Below are 17,372 nucleotides of genomic sequence, written 5' to 3'. Positions count from 1 at the left end.
CCCGATGGCTGACAAGTACGGGGTGCAGTCCTGGGAAGAGATGGTCAGGCAGGTCGTGGTGCACGGGAAACCGGCCCACCTGCGGAGCGCGGCGGCCGGCTGGGAGCTGGCGCTGCGCAACCTGAACAGCGTGAAGACCAGCCTGGACGGCAACGTGGCGGACCTCGGCACCACGTGGAAGGGCGAGGCCTACGAGTCCTTCAAGGCGCACATCGAGCGCATCTCCGCGAACCTCCAGTCGATCTCCGACGGCGCGAACGAGCTGAGCACGGTCGTCGGCACGCTGAACGAGTCGGCGGACCGGCTGGAGGCCGCGCAGTCCGAGATCCCGATCCCGGCCGGCATCGAGGACGAGGTCGCCGCGGCCCGCAACGAGGACCAGGGCATCGCGGACGGGCTCTTCGAGGCGGCGGCGGTGGCCGCGATCGGCCTGCCGTTCGGCCCGCTCGGCGTCGCCCTGGGCACGGCGGCGGGCGCGGCGCTGGCCGCGACCGGCGCCATCGACGCGCTCCGCGACTGGCTGAACGACCGGACCGACGAGGCCCGAGTGATCTACAACCGGGTGAACTTCGAGATCGAGGGCGAGGCCGCGGGTACGCCGGGCGGCAACATCACCGCGGGCGCGGACGCGCTTCCCTATGCCGAGGTGCCGCTGTCGACCGCCGGGCCGGGCGGCGGCCTCGGCGCCCTCACCGGCGGCGCCGGGGTCGCCGGCGCCACCCCGGCGCTGAGCGCGGCCCCGTCCACGGCCGCCGGCCCGTTCGACCCGGCCGCGGGCGGTACGCCGCCGCTCGGCGCCGGCACCGCAGGCTTCGACCCGTCGGCAACCGCGGCCCCGCCCGCCACCGGCGCGTTCGATCCGAGCACGACCTCACTTCCCGCGGCCGGTGGCCTCGCTCCGGGCACCGTCCCGAGCGCGAGCACGATCGACCCGGACGCGCTCGGCGGCACCGGCCTGGCCGGCGCGGGCGGCGGGCTCGGCACCGGCGGCCTGGGAGCGCCCAGCGCCGGGGGTCTCGGCGGGCTCGGCACCGGCGGCCTCGGCGCCGGCGGGATCGGTTCGCCGTCCGGTGCCGGCGGTCCGGGTGCCGGGGGCCTGGGTGCCGGTGGTCTCGGCGCCGGCGGGCTGGTCGGCGGTGGTGCGCTGGGCAAGCCGGTCGCCCCGGCCGTGCCCGGGATCGCCGGGGTCGGCGGCGCGGGACCCGTGGCCGCGGGAGCGCGGGGCGCGGGCAAGGGCGCGGCCGGCAAGCCGACGCTCCCCGGTGGCGCCGTCGCCGGAAGCGCCGCCACCGGTCGTCCCGGCGCGCCCGGACCGGCCGGCCTCGCCGGCGCGGGTCAGGGCGGCGCCGGTTACGGCGCGGAGGAGGAGCACGGCACCTGGCTGACCGAGGACGAGGACGTCTGGGGCGGCAACGAGGCCGTGGCTCCCGGGGTGCTCCGCTGAGTCGCGGGGCTAAAGGCCGAGATAGCGGCCGAGCATCGGGTTGATCAGCTTGCCGGACGGGTCCAGCTCGGCGCGCAGCGCCAGGAAGTCGGGGAAGCGCGGGTAGCGGGCGCGCAGCGCGGCCGGGTCGGTGGCGAAGACCTTGCCCCAGTGCGGCCGGGCGTCGAACGGCGCGAGCCGCTCCTCCAGCGCCTCGACGACCGGTGCGACCGCGTCCGCGTCGGGGTGCCAGGTGAAGTGGATCGCCACGCTGTCCCGGCCGTGACTCGGGCTGAGCCAGAGGTCGTCGGCCGCGATCGTGCGGATCTCGGAGATCTGCAGCACCGGCGCGACCCGGTCGCGGATCGAGTCCACCGCCTCCAGCGCGGCCAGCGCGTTCGTGGCCGGGAGCAGGTACTCCGTCTGCAGCTCGGCGCCGCTGCTGGGCGTGAAGTCGAGGCGGAAGTGGGGGAGGCGCTCGTGCCACGGGCCCGGCACGCCGCCCTGCTCCGTGCAGTTCACCGCAGACATGCCGGGGACCGGGTGCAGCGGCGTCTCGGCGATGGTGGCGCCGTGCCAGCGCGTGGGCAGCGGCGCGTCCGCCGGGTCGCGCTTGACCCAGATCTGGTTGATCACCGAGTCGGTCCAGTCCGTGAACAGGCTGACCGAGTAGCCCGCGCCCATGATCTCCGGCCAGCCGGTGGACAGCTGCGACCAGGGAAGACGCTCGTAGACGTACTGCGCGAGGTCGAACGTGGGGCGGACGCGCAGCGTGACGTCGACGACGATGCCGAGCGCGCCGAGGCTGACCACCGCGCCGGCCAGCCGCGGGTCGTCCCGGCGCAGCTCCAGCAGTTCGCCGTCCGCGGTGACCAGGCGCAGGCCGGTGACGGCCGCGCCGAGGCCCGGGCTGGCGACGCCGGAGCCGTGCGTACCGGTGGCGACCGCGCCGGCCACCGAGATGTGCGGCAGCGACGCCAGGTTGTGCAGCGCGTACCCGGCCGCGTGCAGCCGGGAGGCGAGTTCGCCGTAGCGGACGCCCGCGCTCACGGTGACCTCGCTGGCGAGCGAGTCGATGTGCACGGTGGAGGGCAGCGACGCGACCGAGACCAGGTCACCGTCGGTGTCCGCGATCCGGTTGAACGAGTGGCCGGTGCCCAGCGGGCGCAGCCGCTCGCTCGCCGCCACGACCTCGCGCAGTTCGTCCAGCGTGCCGGGCGAGTGCACCCGGGCAGCCCCGAACGTGACGTTCCCCGCCCAGTTCGTGACCGTCATGCCGGACCACTCCGTCCGCTGCGGATTCGTGGTGGTCGGCGCTGAGCCGATGATTCGCTCGCAAGCTCGCTCATGCCCCCGCCTTCACCAGGTCGTCGGCGATCTCGCCGATCGTGTCCAGACCTTCGAGGCGGGCGACCCACGCGGCGGGCAGCGCCTCCTCGCCGTGCCGGGCGCCGAGCAGATTGCCGCAGATGGCGCCGGTGGAGTCGCTGTCGCCCGCGTGGTTGACGGAGACGAGCAGCGCGTCCCGGGTCCGGTCCGGCTCCTCGAACGCGAGCGCCGCGTAGACCGCCATGGCCAGCGCCTCCTCCGCGATCCAGCCGAGCCCGATCCGCTCGATGCCGGCGTTACCCGCAGCGTACGGCGTGTCCAGCGCCCGGCGCAGCGCGGTCAGCGTCTCCTCGTGCCGCTCGCGCGCGGTCAGGATGCCGATGGCACGCTCGGTCGCGGTGCGGACGTCGTCGCCGTCCAGCAGGTGGCGGACGATCGCGGCGAACGTGCCGGCGGCCAGGTAACCGGTCGGGTGGCCGTGGGTGTGCACCGCGCACTCGGCCGCGCGGGCGAACGCGTCCTCCGCACTCACCGCCGGCCACAGGCCGAACGGCGCGGACCGCATGACCGAGCCGCAGCCCTTGGAGTCCGGGTTCGCCGGGTGCGCGAACGTGCCCATCCGGCCGAGCTGGAGACCGCTGAGGCAGGCGTTGCCCGGTGCGCGCCGCGCGTAGAGGAACGGCCGGGCGGCGAGCCCGTCCGCGTGCTCCGGCGGGCCGGGCAGCCACTGCGTGTCGTACCAGCGACGATGGGCCTGATAGACGGCCTCGGGGATGCCGCTGCCGCCGGACCGGATCAGGCCCTCGACGGTGAACAGCGTCATCTGCGTGTCGTCGGTGATCAGCGCGAGGCCGTCGGCGGACAGCTCCAGGTCGGTGACCCCGGGCTCGCGATCGAACTCCACCGGGTTGCCGAGCGCGTCCCCGACCGCTCCGCCGAGCAGACAACCACGGACCCGGGACTCGCGCGCCAGCTCCCTCATAGGTCCGTGATCCTACGGCAGCCTTGCGCGGGTCAGCGATGATCAGCCGCGGGGAAGGAGCATGCACCCGAAAGTTTGATCTAGGTGGATGTCGTCGCCGCCGGGCGGGCTGGTCCGCGCGGTGGGCGAGATTGCCGCCGGGGGTACGGATGGCCGTATTCTCGGCAGCACATCGAATCCGACAGGGGGAGTCAGCGGTGAGGCCCACCAGAGCCCGGCGCCACCGTACCGGCGGGGTGATCCGGTTCACGGCAGCCACGCTGGCCGCGATGCTGGCCGGCGGCGCGCTGTTCGTGTCGCCGTCCGCCGCGGTCGCGGCGCCGACGATCGCGGAGCGTCAGCAGTGGTACTTCGACCTCCTCAGGATCTCCGAGGCGCAGAAGATCAGCAACGGCGCGGGCGTCGTGGTCGGCGTCGTGGACTCGGGCGTCGACGCCTCGCATCCTGATCTCCAGGGCCAGGTCCTTCCCGGCAAGGGCGTGAACGGCGAGGCCGCGGACGGCCGGTCCGACCGGGAGGACGGGCACGGCACCGGCATGGCCGGGACCATCGCCGGCATCGGCGGCGGGCCGAACCGGATGACCGGGATCGCGCCGGGCGTGAAGATCCTGCCGTACGCCGTGGGCGCCGACGACCAGAGCATGGAGCTCGGCGCGGCCGGCATCCGCTGGGCGGCGGACAACGGCGCCAAGGTCATCAACCTCTCCTGGGGCGGCGGCACCGTGACGCCCCAGTACCTCGCGGACGCGGTCAACTACGCGCTCAGCAAGGACGTGGTGGTGGTCGCCGCGGCCGGAAACCTCTCGGAGGGCGCCCGCGAGGTGATCACGCCCGCGCGGATCCGGGGCGTCATCGCGGTGACCGGCATCGGCACCGACGGCGCGTTCTGGGCCGCCCAGTCCGCCCAGGGCAGGGGTGCGGTGCTGTCCGCGCCGGCCCAGGACATCATCGGCCCGCAGCCGCCCGCGCTGTCCGAGAGCGGCTACGGCATCGGCGGCGGCACCAGCGCGGCCGCCGCGATCGTCTCCGGGGTGGCGGCGATGGTCCGGGCGAAGTACCCCGACCTCGACGCGGCCAACGTGATCGAGCGGCTGATCCGGACCGCGGACGACAAGGGCCCCGAGGGCTGGGACGGCCAGTACGGCGACGGCATCGTCAACCCGGTCGCCGCGCTTACCGAGGACGTGCCGGCGGTGGACCGGAACCCGCTGCTGGGCGACGACACCGACGGCGGCACCGCGGCCGAGCCCGCGCCGGAGGACGACGGCCTCGCCGGCAACACGGTGCTGCTGATCGCCGGCGGCATCTGCCTGCTCCTGGTGGTCGTGGTCGTCGTGGCGATCATCGCGGCCGCGTCGCGTGGCAACAAGCGCCGCCCCGGCCCGCCGATGCCGGTCGGCGCTCCCGGACCGTATCCGCAGCCGGGACCGTATCCACCGCAGCAGGGCGGCTATCCGCCACAGCAGGGCTCCCCGGGATACCCGCCGCCGCAGCCGGGACCTCCGGGATACCCGCCGCAGCAGCAGTACCCACCGCAGCCCGGCCCGCAATACCCGCCGCCCGGTCCGCCGTACCGCGGCTGACCGGCGTACCGGCCACGGACCGAACATCGTGACAACGGGGAGGAAGACGAGATGACAGCCGAGGAGAACAACGGACCGGCCCGGGAGGTGACCCCGGTCTTCATACCGCCGCTGGCGGCCACGCCGACGGCGGGTGTGGGCTTCTGGTCCTCGAACGACGTCAACGCGGCGCGTCAGCCCACCGAGATCAACAGCACGTCCGGCGACCCGGGTCTCAACACGGAGTGGGATGCCGACAGCCTGGACGGCGCGATCCGCTGGCTGGAGGAGCACTCGAAGTACCTGGGTGACCGCCTGCTGCCCGCGATGAGCGACGACATCGGCAGCTGGCTGACCGGGCCGGCCTCGGCGCAGGGCAAGTCGCCGTTCGGCACCTACCCCGCGGCGCAGGCGATGGCGCAGCGGCACCTCGGTCACTACCAGACCGCGGAGCAGTCGGTCCGGACCATCGCCGAGGAACTGCTGCAGGCCGCCGAGGCGCTGAAGCAGGTCAAGGAGAAGTACGAGACGGCCGAGCGGGCGAACGAGATGTCGGCGCAGGCGTTCGAGCAGGTCTTCGCGTCCGAGGTGCAGACGGGGGAGTACGGGTCCGGGTCCGGGTATCCGGCCACCGGCACCACCGCCACGCCGGCCTCATACCCGAGCGACGGCACCTCCTCCGGCGACTCGGCGTACGGAGGCTAGGCGATGGCGCGCAATTGGGGCGAGGAGTCCTGGGAGAACATCGTCAACCAGGTGGTCATCGACGGCCGTCCCGGTGACCTGCGGACCGCGGCGCTCGGCTGGGAGGCGGTGCTGCGCAACCTGAACAGCGTCAAGACCAGCCTCGACCAGAACGTCAAGGACCTGGGCACCGTCTGGAAGGGCGAGGCCTACGAGGCCTTCAAGAAGCACATCGAGACCATCTCGGAGAAGATCCAGAAGGTCGCGGACGAGGCGAACGGCGGCGGTGGCGGCGGCGTGGTCGCGAGTCTCAACAAGACGGCCGACGACCTGCACGCGGCGCAGGAGAAGATCCCGATCCCGATCGCCATGCAGCCCGACGTGATGGAGGCGCGGAACTCATACCTGACCATCCCGATCGGCTCGTTCGAGAACGCGATCAAGGTGGACATCGCGGGTGCGATGGGCGCCTACCGGGATCTCGGCAACGCGCTGACCGGCGGGCTCGCGCAGAAGGTGTGGACCGCGGTGCAGGACGCGGTCACCAACGGCAGCGACGAGGCGCTGGGCTACTGGAAGACGCTGAACGGGCAGGTCGCCGACACGACCGAGGTGACGCCGGCCGGTACCCCCGTCGACGTTGCCAACCAGACGCCCTACGAGCAGGTGCCCACCGGCAGCGGCGGCCCAAGCGGCGGCGTCGGCGGGGTCAGCGGTGGCGGTGGCATGGGCGGCGCGCCGAAGCTGGGCGCGGACCCGTCCGGCATCGGCTCCGGTGGCATTCCCGGCGGCGGCGCCTACGACCCGACCGGCGGAAGCCCGTACACGCCGCCGATCAACGACGGCACCAGCGGGTTCGACCCGGACGCGGGTACCGGCTACACGCCCGGCGTCGACACCGGCTTCGATCCGAAGACCGGCTCCGGCACCGGGCTGGCCGGCGCGGGCGGCGGGCTGGGCACCGGCGGTCTCGGTGGCGGTGGCCTCGGCTCCGGCGGCCTCAGCGGCCTGGGCGCGGGCGGTCTCGGCGCGGGCGGCGGCTCCGGCGGCGGCATCGGCTCCGGCGGCCTTCCCGGCGGCGGCGCGCTCGGCAAGCCGGTCAGCGGCGCCGCGCTCGGCGGGATGGCCGGCATGGCGGGCATGGGCGGCATGGGTGCCGGCGCGGGCGCGCGGGGCGCGGGCAAGGGAGGTGCCGGAAAGGGCGGCAAGCCGATGCTCTCCGGCGGCGTGGCCGGCGGCAAGAGCGGCGCCGGCCGCCCGGGCGCGGCCGGGCTGGCCGGCATGGGCGGCGGACCCGGCGCCGGCTTCGGCGGCGAGGAGGAGCGCAGCACCTGGCTCCAGGAGGACGAGGACGTCTGGGGCGGCGGCGACGCCGCACCGGGCGTGCTGCGCTGATCGCGCTCACGTGACGAGGAGTGGCGGGGCCGATGACCCCGCCGCTTCACGTGAGGCCGGTCGATGAGATCTCGATCACGCGTGCGGCGCGAAGTATGGATCTTCTCGTTCGATGATCGCAAATACCGCTAAAACGGACAAGGTGTACGTCCAATGGGGGTTGACCGCCCATGGGCGTCGATCCGAAAAGCGACGTTTCCGCAGGTCAAATGGTGGGGCGGGCGGGACTCGAACCCGCGACCGAGGGATTATGAGTCCCCTGCTCTAACCGGCTGAGCTACCGCCCCGGCGCGGGGATCGTATCCCGTACGCCTGTGCCCCGGCCACCGGCAATCGGGCGGGACAGGCCACCTTTGATCAAGCCATACCTCGCCTATATCGGCCGAATATCGCTTAAACGGAGATCAACCGGCCGTCCTTCTTCGGTGAATCGTGCATACCCCCAACGGGACGGCCGGCTCCCCCACCGCATCCGGTCGCCCAGGTCGTGTACCAGCGCGCGCCAGCAGCCAGCAGCCAGCGGACCACCACCGGTGTCCAGCGGCACGCCGACCGCAACGGCGCTACCGAATCCGCCATGATCACCAGCTTTACGACCGCCAGCGCGGAGAACATGGCGCCCAGCACCACGCCCGCCGAGGCACCACGCCGCCGGTCTCCCGATCCCGCGATCCTCCTAATCGACGCATAAAACGACGCAACACGGATGCGGCGCGGAAGGGGCGGCGCGGAGGGGGCGGCGCGCAGAGGGCGCGGAGGGGGCGGCGCGGAGGGGAGCGGCGCAGAGGGCGACGCGGAGCGGAACGTGGTGCGGAGGGGAGCGGCGCAGAGGTCGACGCGGAGGGGAACGTGGCGCGGAGCGGGGAGGGCGATGCCGAGTGCAGCGCAGAGGGAGAGTAGCGCCGCCCGGGCGGGAAAGCCGACAGCGAAGAAAGCGGAGGTAAAGCAACGCCGGAAAGGCCCGCAACCACCCCGACCCGCGTAACGCAACCACCGCACCGGAGCCCGAAAGATCTCCGCCCGTAGTACGCAACCTGCGCCGACCCACGCAACGCCACCACCGGACCGTGGGGTTTCCGGGGCTCGGCCCCGGAGCAGAATGCGAGATCCCCCCTGCCCGCGCTCTCCGCGGGCAGGGGGGATCCAGGGATCTCGCTCCCCCGATTGGACTCGAACCAATAACCTGCCGGTTAACAGCCGGCTGCTCTGCCAATTGAGCTACAGGGGATCGTTTCAGTTGTGGCCCCAGGCCCGCGGATCTCTCCGCTCCCTGGCGACGGGCATAACCTTACATGACCCACTGGGGGGTTCTGCCACCGGGTTACCGAAGGCCACGTGCCAGGTTTTCGGACATTTCCGCGACTACCGCACATGGGGGCATGGTGCGGGGGCAGGATGGGTACGTACCCCGGCAGCAACGAACGACAGGCGCGACAGCGCTGCCCGCAGGGCGGTGCTGCGTCAAGGCACGAGAGGAGCCGCCAACATGCGCGGAAAGCTTCTGTTCATCGGCGGGCTGGCCGCGGGCTTCGTCCTGGGCGCCCGCGCCGGCCGGGAGAAGTACGAGGAGCTGCGGGTGCAGGCCCGCAAGGTCCTGGACCACCCGACCGTGCAGGAGGCCGCCGGCGTCGCGCAGGCGCAGGCGAACCGGCTGTACAGCGAGGGCAAGGACAAGCTGGCGCACAGCAAGCTCGGCGAGCGGCTGGCGACGACGAACACCACGTCGACCAGCACCAGCACCACCCCGACCTCCTCGATCACCGCGGCCGACGACACGTTCGCCGGCTCCCGGAGCAGCAACACCTCGATCTGATCGTCAGCGAGTTCCACGGAAACGGCCCCCGGTGCGTACCGGGGGCCGTTCTCGTGTGGGGGTTACTTCTTCACCTTGCGGTCGTCGCGCAGCTCCAGGAACGGCTCCTTGTCCGGGGGCGTGCCGGCCGCGATCGCGCGCCGCCGCTCCAGTTCCGCGTCCATCTCCGCGCCGAACAGGATGGCGATGTTGGAGATCCACAGCCAGACCAGGAAGACGATGATGCCGGCCAGCGTGCCGTACGTCTTGTTGTAGGACCCGAAGTTCGCCACGTAGAACCCGAAGCCCGCGGACGCCACGACCCAGAGCAGCACGGCGACGAAGCCGCCCGGGGTGACCCAGCGGAAGCCGCCGGTCTTGGCGTTCGGCGAGGCCCAGTAGAGGACCGCGAACATCAGGCTGACGATCACCAGCAGCACCGGCCACTTGGCGATGTCCCATACGGTCACGGCGGCCTCGCCGAGGCCGATCGCGGAGCCGACCCGGTCGGCGAGGCCGCCGGTGAACACGACGATGACCGCGCAGGCGATCAGCATCAGGCCGACCAGCGCGGTGACGCCGACCCGGATCGGCAGCGTCTTCCAGACCGGGCGGCCCTCCGGCACCTCGTAGATGGCGTTGGACGCGCGCATGAACGCGCCCACGTAGCCGGATGCGGACCAAAACGCGCCGGCGAGACCGACGAGCGCGATCAGGCCGGATGACGTGTCGGCGGCGCTGAGCTGGCCGGCCATGCTCTCCAGGATCTGGGTGGTCTCGGCCGGCAGCAGTGGCCGGACGCTGTCCACCACGCGGGTGAGCGTGTCGTCGCCGAGCAGGCCGAGGACGGCCGCGAGCACCAGCAGTCCGGGGAAGATGGACAGGACGCCGTAGTAGGTGAGTGCGGCGGCCCAGTCGGACAGGTTGTCGTCCTGGAACTCGGCGATCGTCCGCTTCACCGCGTTCCACAGTGAGTTGCCGCTGAGCTGGGCGGGGCTGTCCGGGCCGGCCTCCGGTGGCACCGGTCCGCCGCCCGCGTCGTCCTTGGGCGCGTCCTTGGCGTCGCTCCGCGCCGGTGACTCCTTGTCGTGATTGTCCTTCTTCGTCTCATTGCGGTGCCGGTGCAGTAGTGACATCGCCGTCCTCCCTATTCCGCGTGCCTCCCCACTGACTGCCCTGACCAGCGAAAATCTAACCCTGCGGGCGCTGTTGCCGACTTTTCGGGCATGACCCGTGCACAGCGGACCGCCGTCGCCGCCGCGTGCGCCGCGCTTGCCGCGCTGCTGACCGCCGGCGTGTTCCCCGCGTCCGGCGGCGCGCTCGGCCGTGGCGTGTCGTCGCTGCTCACGCTCGCGGTGGCGGTCACCGCGGCGGTGCTCTGCCTGCGCGCGGCGCGGCACGCCGGGCACCGCCTCGCCCGGGTCTCCTGGTATCTCCAGGCCGCCGCGTGCGTGGCCTGGTCGTCCGGACCGGCCGGCTGGGCCTGGGGCAACCTGATGGCGCACTCCTCGTCGGCGCCGTCCCCGCTGCTGGTCGGCGCCCGGCTGGCGTTCTTCGCGCTGATGCTGGCGGCCGTGTGGACCACGTCCCCGGCCGTCGGCGTCCGGGCCCGGCTGCGGATGGCGCTCGACGGCGTGGTCGCGGCCGCGGCCGTGTTCATCGTGGTGTGGGGTGCGTTCTTCGGCGAGATCTGGGCGCAGGCGGGCCACGACCGGCTCGGCGTCGCGTTCGGGCTGACGTACGTGCTCGGCGACATGGTGCTGCTGATCTTCTGGACCGTGCTGGTGCTCACCGAGTTCCCGGCCGGTCGCCGGCGCGGCCCGCTGCTGGTCGTGGCGTTCCTGGCCACGCTCACCGGCGCGGACGCCGCGTTCGCCTACCTGGTGCTGCACGAGGGCCGCCCGTTCGACGCGGTCAACCCGGGCATCTGGGCGCTGGCGTTCGCGTTCGTCGCCGCGGCGGCCGCGACGTGCCGGGGCGGTACCTCGCCGCGCCGCGAGCGGAGCGCCGACTCGCGGTTCGCGGTCTACGGTCCGTACCTGCCGATCATCCCCACGGCGGTGTTCTGCGGCTTCCAGCTCGCGGCCGGGCGTACGCCGGACGGTGCCGTGAACCTCGGCCTGGTCGTGCTGTTCTCGGCCGTGATGGCCCGCCAGTTGCTGGTGCTCGCGGAGAATCGCGCGCTGCTGCGCCGGCTCGCCGGCAGTGAGCGGGTGCTCCGGTACAAGGCCACCCACGACTCGCTGACCGGGCTCGGCAACCGGGCGATGCTCACCGCGCGCCTGCGCGAGCTGCTGCCCGGCACGCCCACCCGGCTGAGTCTCGTCTTCCTGGACCTGGACGACTTCAAGGAGGTCAACGACAGCCTCGGCCACCCGGCCGGCGACACCGTGCTGATCACGGTCGCGCAGCGGCTGGTCGGCGTGCTGCGGCACACCGACACCGTGGTCCGGCTCGGCGGTGACGAGTTCGCCGTGCTGCTGGAAGACTTCGACGGCGACCCTCGCGCGTTCGCCCGGCGCATGCTGGACACGTTCGAGGAGCCGTTCGCGGTGGCCGGCCGCCGGATCGCGCTCGGCGCCAGCGTCGGCCTGGTCGAGGTGGCCGAGGACGACCCGCGCGACGCCATCGAGGTGCTCCGGGACGCGGACATCGCCATGTACGCGGTGAAGCGCGCCGGCAAGAACAACATCCAGCTGTTCAACCCCGGCATGCACCACACCACGTCGGAGGAACTGGAGCTGCGCGCCGACCTGGTCCGCGCGCTCGACGAGGGGCAACTGCACGCGGCGTACCAGCCGATCTGCGACGCCGTCACCGGCGAGGTCCGCGGCTTCGAGGCGCTGGCCCGCTGGACGCACCCCACGCGCGGCCCGATCCGCCCGGACCGCTTCATCGAGATCGCGGAACGCGCGCAGCTCAGCCGCAGGATCACCTCCGTCATGCTGGATCACGCGCTGTCCGACCTGCGGGCCTGGATCGACTCCGGCGCCCGCGCCAACCTCAGGGTCACGGTCAACGTGGGCGCGGCCGAGCTGAGCGACCCCGCGCTGCCGGACCGCCTCGGTGACGCGCTCTCCCGCTGGGGCCTGCTCGGCGACAACCTGGTCATCGAGATCACCGAGACCGCGCTGATGGACGACCCGGAGGACGTGGTCGCCGCGATTCGCCGCATCCAGGCACTCGGCATCGACCTGGCGATCGACGACTTCGGCACCGGCTACTCGTCGCTGGCCCGGCTCAGCCGCTTCAACGTCGAGGCCCTCAAGATCGACAAACTGTTCGTCGCGGAACTCGGCACGCCGCGCGGCCGGGACATGGTGGCGGCGCTGATCGCGCTGGCCCGTTCCTGCGGCATGTCCACGGTCGCCGAGGGCGTGGAGGAGCCGGCCCAGCGCGACGCACTGCGCGACCTCGGCTGCGACTACCTCCAGGGCTACCTGCTGTCCCGCCCGGTCCCGGCCGCCGAGGTGCCGCCGCTGCTCGCGGCGAGGGTCTCCTAGACCCTTTTCGATCTGCCCACTTCCGGCGCGGTCGCGATCCGCATGCTCCCGCGGGCACCGGTCGGCCGTGGCCGGCCTCCCTGTCTGATCCGTGGGTGGCCGGCTTCAAACCACGTTGGTGGCCGCAGCGGCCGGGCTCGCGGCGCGGTCACGTCTGATCCGTCGGTGGCCGGCTTCAGTGCTCGCCGGGACCCGCGGCGCGGTCACGGCAGTGGCAGGTCGCGGGGTGGGCGGTAGGACCACTCGCGGTCGGCGTCCGTGATCGGGCGGAGCACGCGGGCCGGGACGCCGGCCGCGACGACCATGGGCGGGACGTTCCCGGCGACGACCGCGCCCGCCGCGATCACCGAGCCGCGCCCGATCGTCACGCCCGGCAGGATGGTCGCGCCGGCGCCGATCCACACGTCGTCCTCGATCCGGACCGTGGCGGAGAACTGGGTGCCGTCGTGGCGCAGGTCCGGGTGGACCGGGTGGCCGGTGGCGGTGATCGTCACGTTCGGCGCGAACATCACCCGGTCGCCGACGAACACCTCGCCGTCGTCCACCACCGTCAGGTTCACGTTGACGTACACGTCGTCGCCCAGGTGCAGGTGGCGGCCGTACGCGACGCGGATCGGCGGCTCGACCCAGACCCGCTCGCCGACGCCGCCCAGCATCTCGCGCAGCAGCCGGTCCCGCTCCGCCGTCGCGCGCGGGCTCGTGCGGTTGTACTCGTCGGCGAGTTCCTTGCCGCGGGTCCGCTCCTCCGCCAGGCCCTCCAGCCCCGGGTCCGCGTCCCGGTAGAGCTCCCGGGCCGCCATCCGGCGGCGGACCTCCCGCTCGCGCTCGTCCATGCGCCACCCTCCGCCCGACCTGATCTTCGCAGCTCACAACCTAGATCACGTGCGAGGGCGCGGTCGAGACCGGTGATTTCGCCGATGCACGCGGGCCGCCCGAACGCGCACCCTGATCGATGTCCGTCGAACCGCATCCGTCCCCGAGCTGCGGTTCCCCGATCGAGGCAGGGAGTACAACGACGTGCACAAGCCACGATTCCTGAGCGCGGCCGTCCTCGCGCTCGCCATGGCCGCCGGCGGTCTCGCCGGTGCCGCGCCCGCGTCCGCCGCGGCCGACAATCCGTACGAGCGTGGGCCCGACCCGACGAACGCGAGCGTCGAGGCGGTCCGCGGCCCGTTCGCCACCGGCGAGATCAGCGTGTCCTCGCTGCTGGTGAGCGGCTTCGGCGGCGGCACCATCTACTACCCGACGAGCACGGCCGAGGGTACGTTCGGCGCGGTCGTCATCTCGCCCGGGTTCACCGCGTACCAGTCGAGCATCGCGTGGCTCGGCCCGCGCCTGGCCTCGCAGGGCTTCGTGGTCTTCACCATCGACACGATCACCACGCTGGACCAGCCGGACTCGCGCGGCCGGCAACTGCTGGCCGCGGCCGACTACCTGACCGGGTCCAGCGTCGTGCGCGGCCGCGTCGACGGCTCCCGGGTCGCGGTGATGGGGCACTCGATGGGTGGCGGCGGCTCGCTGGAGGCCGCGCGCAGCCGCCCGTCGCTGCGGGCCGCGATCCCGCTGACCGGGTGGAACACCACCAAGATCTGGTCCACGGTGCGGGTGCCGACGCTGATCGTGGGCGCGGACGGCGACACGGTCGCGCCGGTCGCCACGCACTCCGAACCGTTCTACGCCGGTCTGCCGTCGTCGCTGGACAAGGCGTACCTGGAGTTGAACGGCGCGACCCACTTCACGCCGAACGCGTCGAACACCACGATCGCGAAGTACGGCATCTCGTGGCTGAAGCGCTTCGTGGACGACGACACGCGGTACACGCGATTCCTCTGTCCCGGCCCCGGCGTGAGCCTGAGCGTGGAGGAGTACCGCAGCACCTGCCCGTTCTAAACCGATATATCACTGTATAGGCGTGGTGTGCCGTACATTTGTGCGACACGCCGCGCCTCTTCCCGGTTTTCCCGCCGCGAGGTTGTACCTTGCTCGGATGGCGCAGACCCGCACGCCGGACGCCCGGCTCGCCCGGCTCCGCGGCCCGGTGGCCCCGCGCCGCCACAACGCCCGCACGATCGCCGCGCTCACCGGCAACCCGGGCTGCGACCGCCGCGCGGTGATGGACGGCGCCGGCGTCGACAAGATGAGGGTGGCCCAGCACATCGGGTTCCCGGGGCGGTTCGGTCAGTCCTCGTTCGCGATCGTGCGCGGCAACGTCTTCGAGGCGCGGCTCAAGGCGAACGACGGCGCCGAACTGGTCGGCCTGCTCGGCGTCGAGGTCCCGAAGTACCTGGACCTGTCCGGCGGGCCCAAGGCGTCGAACGAGGAGCGCTACGCCCGTACCCTCGAGGCCCTGCGCGACAACCCGGACACGCTGCTCGATCACCCGATGCTGCGGCTGGCGGTCGCCGGCAAGCACGTCTACCTCGAGCCCGACCTGGTCGCGTTCCAGGTGGACGGCCGCTACCACATCGTCGAGATCAAGTCCTTCCCGGTGATCGACGAGCAGGCCGACCCGGGCAAGGTCTCCGCGGCCGCCACCCAGGCCGCGGTCTACGTGCTGGCGCTGCGCGAGGCGCTGGCCGAGGCCGGCCGCGACCCGGAGACGGTCTCGCACGAGGTGCTGCTGGTCTGCCCGAAGGACTTCTCCAACACGCCGATCTCCAGCATGATCGACGTGCGGCGGCAGCTCGCGGTGCTGCGCCGCCAGCTGTCCCGGATGGCCGGCATCGACGCGCTGCTCGACCGGCTCCCCGACGGGATCACGTTCGACCTGCGGGCCGGCGAGGACGGCGAGCCCACCCGCGACCCGGCCGAGCTGATCGCGGACGTGCGAGCGGTCTCCGCCCGCTACGCGCCGGACTGCCTGGCCACCTGCGAGCTGTCGTTCTTCTGCCGCGACGAGGCCCGCACCGCCACCGCCGTGCTCGGCCGGTCGGTGCGCGAGGAACTGGGCGGCATCGAGGACGTGCGGACCGTGCTGGCGCTGGCCACCGGCGCGATCGAGCCCACGCCGGAGCAGGCCGAGGCCGCCGCGCTGCTCCGGGCCGCGCACCGGCTCCGCGCGGAGCTCGTGCCGTGAGCACGCTCACCTCGCTGGCCAAGGCGCAGGCGGTCGTGGCGGGACGGGCACAACCGATCGCCACGGTACGGCACGCGCACCTCTCCGACCTGCCGCTGGTCTTCATCCCGCTGACCATGGCGGGCGAGGCGAACGCGCCGCTGGCCGCCATGCTCGGCACCGACGAGAACCGGCCCGAGCTGCTGATCGTGCCGCAGCCCCGGGACCGCGCGCAGCGCTTCGACTTCGCGGCCCGGCTCGCCGAGATCCTGCTGCCGTACGTGGAGGGTTTCTGCGCGGCCACCGAGGCGGTCGCCACCGACCGCGGCCGGGACGTGCGCTACCGCTACCTGGAGGCGCCGCAGGTGATCGTGCCCGCGCCGGCCGGCATCGGGTTCGTCCGGCTGTTCGGGCGGTCCACCCGGTTCCGGCGCACCGACGGCGACTATCCGGTGCACCCGTCCGTACCGCTGCTGGGCCGGTGGTTGACGTTCTTCGCGGATCGGGCGGAGCAGCCCGGCTCGTCCATGCTGCTGTCCATGACCGACCTGCTCGCCGCGCACTGGGCCACCGGGCAGAGCGGTCACGAGGACGCGCACCTCGGCTCGCTGGTCAACTGGATCGCGCCGCCGCCGGGCAGCACCGGCGCCGAGGCCGCGCGGCGCGCGGAGGACCCGGAGGTGTGCCCGCCGGCCGGCCCGGCCACCGACCCCGGCTTCGACAACGACGTGCTCGGCCCGGCCATGGACGTCTACCGGGCCGCGTCCGAGTCGGACGATCCGGAGGCGGAGCGCGAGGCGTACCGGCAGCTCCAGGAGTTGCTCCGCGGCCAGCTGGCGCCGACCTGGGAGCTGATGTGGCGCGGCCTGCGGATCATGCGGGCGATGCCGGCGGGCGCGTCGGTCGAGGGCCGGTGGGCGCAGGACCGCGACGTGTTCAGCGACTTCTCGCTCTACGTGCAGGGCGGCGGCGCGCCGCAGGCCCGGCGGGACGGCGCGGTGGCGGCCGCGACCCGGTTGCACAAGCTGGAGCGCGCCATGCAGACCTACGCGGTGGAGCGCGCGTTCGACGATCCACTGATCATGGCGGAGCACCGGCTGGGCGGCGAGGCGTTCGTCGGCGAGGTCACGCTCTCCGCCCCGACCCGGGTGGACGACACCGGCAAGCGCCCGGTGCTGCGCCCCCGGATCCAGGTGGTGACCACGGATCCGGTGCTGTTCACCGAGGGTACGACGCTGGTCTCGCCGTCCAAGCCGGCCCAGAAGGCGCGCGTGATCTACGTGACGCCGGTGGAGGACGGCGACAAGACCGAGGTGGTGCTGGAGCTGTCCGGCGGCATGGGCCGCGGCCTCAAGGCGCCGCCCGGCAGCGTGCCCGAGGTGGGGGAGCGGATCTGCTACACCAGCCTCAGCCTCGGCTACGCGCCGCCGGGCACGTTCCCGTCCCGCGAGGAGACACCCTGGACCCACGGCGGCCCACCGCACTACTCGATCGCCGACGACCCCCTCGACCAGGGCGACCACGCGGCGGCGGAGGACTGGTCATGAGCGAGCTTGCGAGCGAATCATTGGCTCAGCGCCGACCACGCTGGGATCGCAGTGTGCGCGCGGAGCCCGGCACATGTGAGCTTGCGAGCGAATCATTGGC

The 17,372-nt window shown here is 72.9% G+C and carries 13 protein-coding genes and 2 tRNA genes; 9 read left to right on the top strand and 6 right to left on the bottom strand.

Annotation, left to right across the window (positions count from 1 at the left end; genetic code table 11):
• Positions 1–4: 4 nt before the first annotated feature.
• Positions 5–1,444, top strand: a complete 1,440-nt coding sequence (locus J2S41_RS26495; protein ID WP_310371523.1) for a WXG100 family type VII secretion target — start codon at positions 5–7, stop codon at positions 1,442–1,444.
• Positions 1,445–1,453: 9 nt separating this feature from the next.
• Here J2S41_RS26495 and J2S41_RS26490 read toward each other — a convergent pair whose 3' ends face one another.
• A complete protein-coding gene (locus J2S41_RS26490) occupies positions 1,454–2,698 on the bottom strand; it encodes a D-arabinono-1,4-lactone oxidase (RefSeq protein WP_310371521.1) in 1,245 nt (414 codons plus the stop codon).
• A gap of 70 nt (positions 2,699–2,768) precedes the next feature.
• A complete protein-coding gene (locus tag J2S41_RS26485; RefSeq protein ID WP_310371519.1) occupies positions 2,769–3,734 on the bottom strand; it encodes an ADP-ribosylglycohydrolase family protein in 966 nt (321 codons plus the stop codon).
• Positions 3,735–3,931: 197 nt separating this feature from the next.
• Between J2S41_RS26485 and J2S41_RS26480 the strand changes: the two genes are divergently transcribed.
• The 3 genes from J2S41_RS26480 to J2S41_RS26470 are packed head-to-tail and all read left to right on the top strand — an operon-like array spanning position 3,932 to position 7,375.
• The gene (locus J2S41_RS26480; protein ID WP_310371517.1) at positions 3,932–5,317 is read left to right on the top strand and encodes a S8 family serine peptidase; all 1,386 of its coding nucleotides are present in this window, start codon (positions 3,932–3,934) and stop codon (positions 5,315–5,317) included.
• A gap of 51 nt (positions 5,318–5,368) precedes the next feature.
• Positions 5,369–6,001 carry a hypothetical protein gene (locus J2S41_RS26475; protein ID WP_310371515.1) on the top strand — a complete coding sequence of 211 codons (633 nt, stop codon included), beginning with the start codon at positions 5,369–5,371 and terminating at the stop codon, positions 5,999–6,001.
• A gap of 3 nt (positions 6,002–6,004) precedes the next feature.
• A complete protein-coding gene (locus J2S41_RS26470; RefSeq protein WP_310371513.1) occupies positions 6,005–7,375 on the top strand; it encodes a WXG100 family type VII secretion target in 1,371 nt (456 codons plus the stop codon).
• Between the two features lie 210 nt (positions 7,376–7,585).
• Here the strand turns inward: J2S41_RS26470 and J2S41_RS26465 are convergent.
• Positions 7,586–7,662: transfer RNA gene (locus J2S41_RS26465), tRNA-Ile, on the bottom strand.
• Between the two features lie 868 nt (positions 7,663–8,530).
• Positions 8,531–8,603 (bottom strand) — tRNA-Asn (locus J2S41_RS26460).
• 258 nt (positions 8,604–8,861) lie between these two features.
• On the opposite strand from J2S41_RS26460, the gene J2S41_RS26455 reads away from it, so the two are divergent.
• Positions 8,862–9,188 carry a hypothetical protein gene (locus J2S41_RS26455; RefSeq protein WP_310371511.1) on the top strand — a complete coding sequence of 109 codons (327 nt, stop codon included), beginning with the start codon at positions 8,862–8,864 and terminating at the stop codon, positions 9,186–9,188.
• A 62-nt stretch (positions 9,189–9,250) separates the two neighbouring features.
• Here the strand turns inward: J2S41_RS26455 and J2S41_RS26450 are convergent, their stop codons facing one another.
• Positions 9,251–10,303, bottom strand: a complete 1,053-nt coding sequence (locus J2S41_RS26450) for a YihY/virulence factor BrkB family protein (protein WP_310371510.1) — start codon at positions 10,301–10,303, stop codon at positions 9,251–9,253.
• 90 nt (positions 10,304–10,393) lie between these two features.
• Here J2S41_RS26450 and J2S41_RS26445 point away from each other — a divergent pair, with 90 nt between their 5' ends.
• On the top strand, positions 10,394–12,670 hold the full coding sequence (locus J2S41_RS26445; RefSeq protein WP_310371508.1) for a putative bifunctional diguanylate cyclase/phosphodiesterase: 2,277 nt from the start codon (positions 10,394–10,396) through the stop codon (positions 12,668–12,670).
• 203 nt (positions 12,671–12,873) lie between these two features.
• On the opposite strand, the gene J2S41_RS26440 is transcribed toward J2S41_RS26445, so the two are convergent.
• On the bottom strand, positions 12,874–13,503 hold the full coding sequence (locus tag J2S41_RS26440; protein ID WP_310371506.1) for a sugar O-acetyltransferase: 630 nt from the start codon (positions 13,501–13,503) through the stop codon (positions 12,874–12,876).
• 184 nt (positions 13,504–13,687) lie between these two features.
• On the opposite strand from J2S41_RS26440, the gene bdeA reads away from it, so the two are divergent.
• From bdeA to J2S41_RS26425, 3 genes are all read left to right on the top strand, one after another.
• Complete coding sequence (gene bdeA / locus J2S41_RS26435; RefSeq protein ID WP_445343934.1) at positions 13,688–14,560, top strand: bis(hydroxyethyl) terephthalate hydrolase; 873 nt, start codon at positions 13,688–13,690, stop codon at positions 14,558–14,560.
• 97 nt (positions 14,561–14,657) lie between these two features.
• Positions 14,658–15,746, top strand: coding sequence for a hypothetical protein (locus tag J2S41_RS26430; protein WP_310371505.1), 1,089 nt, complete (start codon positions 14,658–14,660; stop codon positions 15,744–15,746).
• Positions 15,743–17,272 (top strand): hypothetical protein, encoded by a 1,530-nt coding sequence (locus tag J2S41_RS26425; RefSeq protein ID WP_310371503.1) that lies wholly within the window; start codon positions 15,743–15,745, stop codon positions 17,270–17,272. The genes J2S41_RS26430 and J2S41_RS26425 overlap by 4 nt, the downstream gene beginning before the upstream one ends.
• Positions 17,273–17,372 lie beyond the last annotated feature (100 nt).

It is taken from the genome of Catenuloplanes atrovinosus, from assembly GCF_031458235.1.
Classification (GTDB): Bacteria; Actinomycetota; Actinomycetes; order Mycobacteriales; family Micromonosporaceae; genus Catenuloplanes; species Catenuloplanes atrovinosus.
This window is presented reverse-complemented; position numbering and strand designations above follow the sequence as displayed.

What these genes read in the sequence shown, in the direction of transcription:
- J2S41_RS26495 (WP_310371523.1), top strand. Translation starts at nt 5, where the DNA reads ATGGCTGACAAGTACGGGGTGCAGTCCTGGGAAGAGATGGTCAGGCAG.
- J2S41_RS26485 (WP_310371519.1), bottom strand. Translation starts at nt 3,734, where the DNA reads ATGAGGGAGCTGGCGCGCGAGTCCCGGGTCCGTGGTTGTCTGCTCGGC.
- J2S41_RS26450 (WP_310371510.1), bottom strand. Translation starts at nt 10,303, where the DNA reads ATGTCACTACTGCACCGGCACCGCAATGAGACGAAGAAGGACAATCAC.
- J2S41_RS26455 (WP_310371511.1), top strand. Translation starts at nt 8,862, where the DNA reads ATGCGCGGAAAGCTTCTGTTCATCGGCGGGCTGGCCGCGGGCTTCGTC.
- J2S41_RS26490 (WP_310371521.1), bottom strand. Translation starts at nt 2,698, where the DNA reads ATGACGGTCACGAACTGGGCGGGGAACGTCACGTTCGGGGCTGCCCGG.
- J2S41_RS26440 (WP_310371506.1), bottom strand. Translation starts at nt 13,503, where the DNA reads ATGGACGAGCGCGAGCGGGAGGTCCGCCGCCGGATGGCGGCCCGGGAG.
- J2S41_RS26430 (WP_310371505.1), top strand. Translation starts at nt 14,658, where the DNA reads ATGGCGCAGACCCGCACGCCGGACGCCCGGCTCGCCCGGCTCCGCGGC.
- J2S41_RS26470 (WP_310371513.1), top strand. Translation starts at nt 6,005, where the DNA reads ATGGCGCGCAATTGGGGCGAGGAGTCCTGGGAGAACATCGTCAACCAG.
- J2S41_RS26475 (WP_310371515.1), top strand. Translation starts at nt 5,369, where the DNA reads ATGACAGCCGAGGAGAACAACGGACCGGCCCGGGAGGTGACCCCGGTC.
- J2S41_RS26445 (WP_310371508.1), top strand. Translation starts at nt 10,394, where the DNA reads ATGACCCGTGCACAGCGGACCGCCGTCGCCGCCGCGTGCGCCGCGCTT.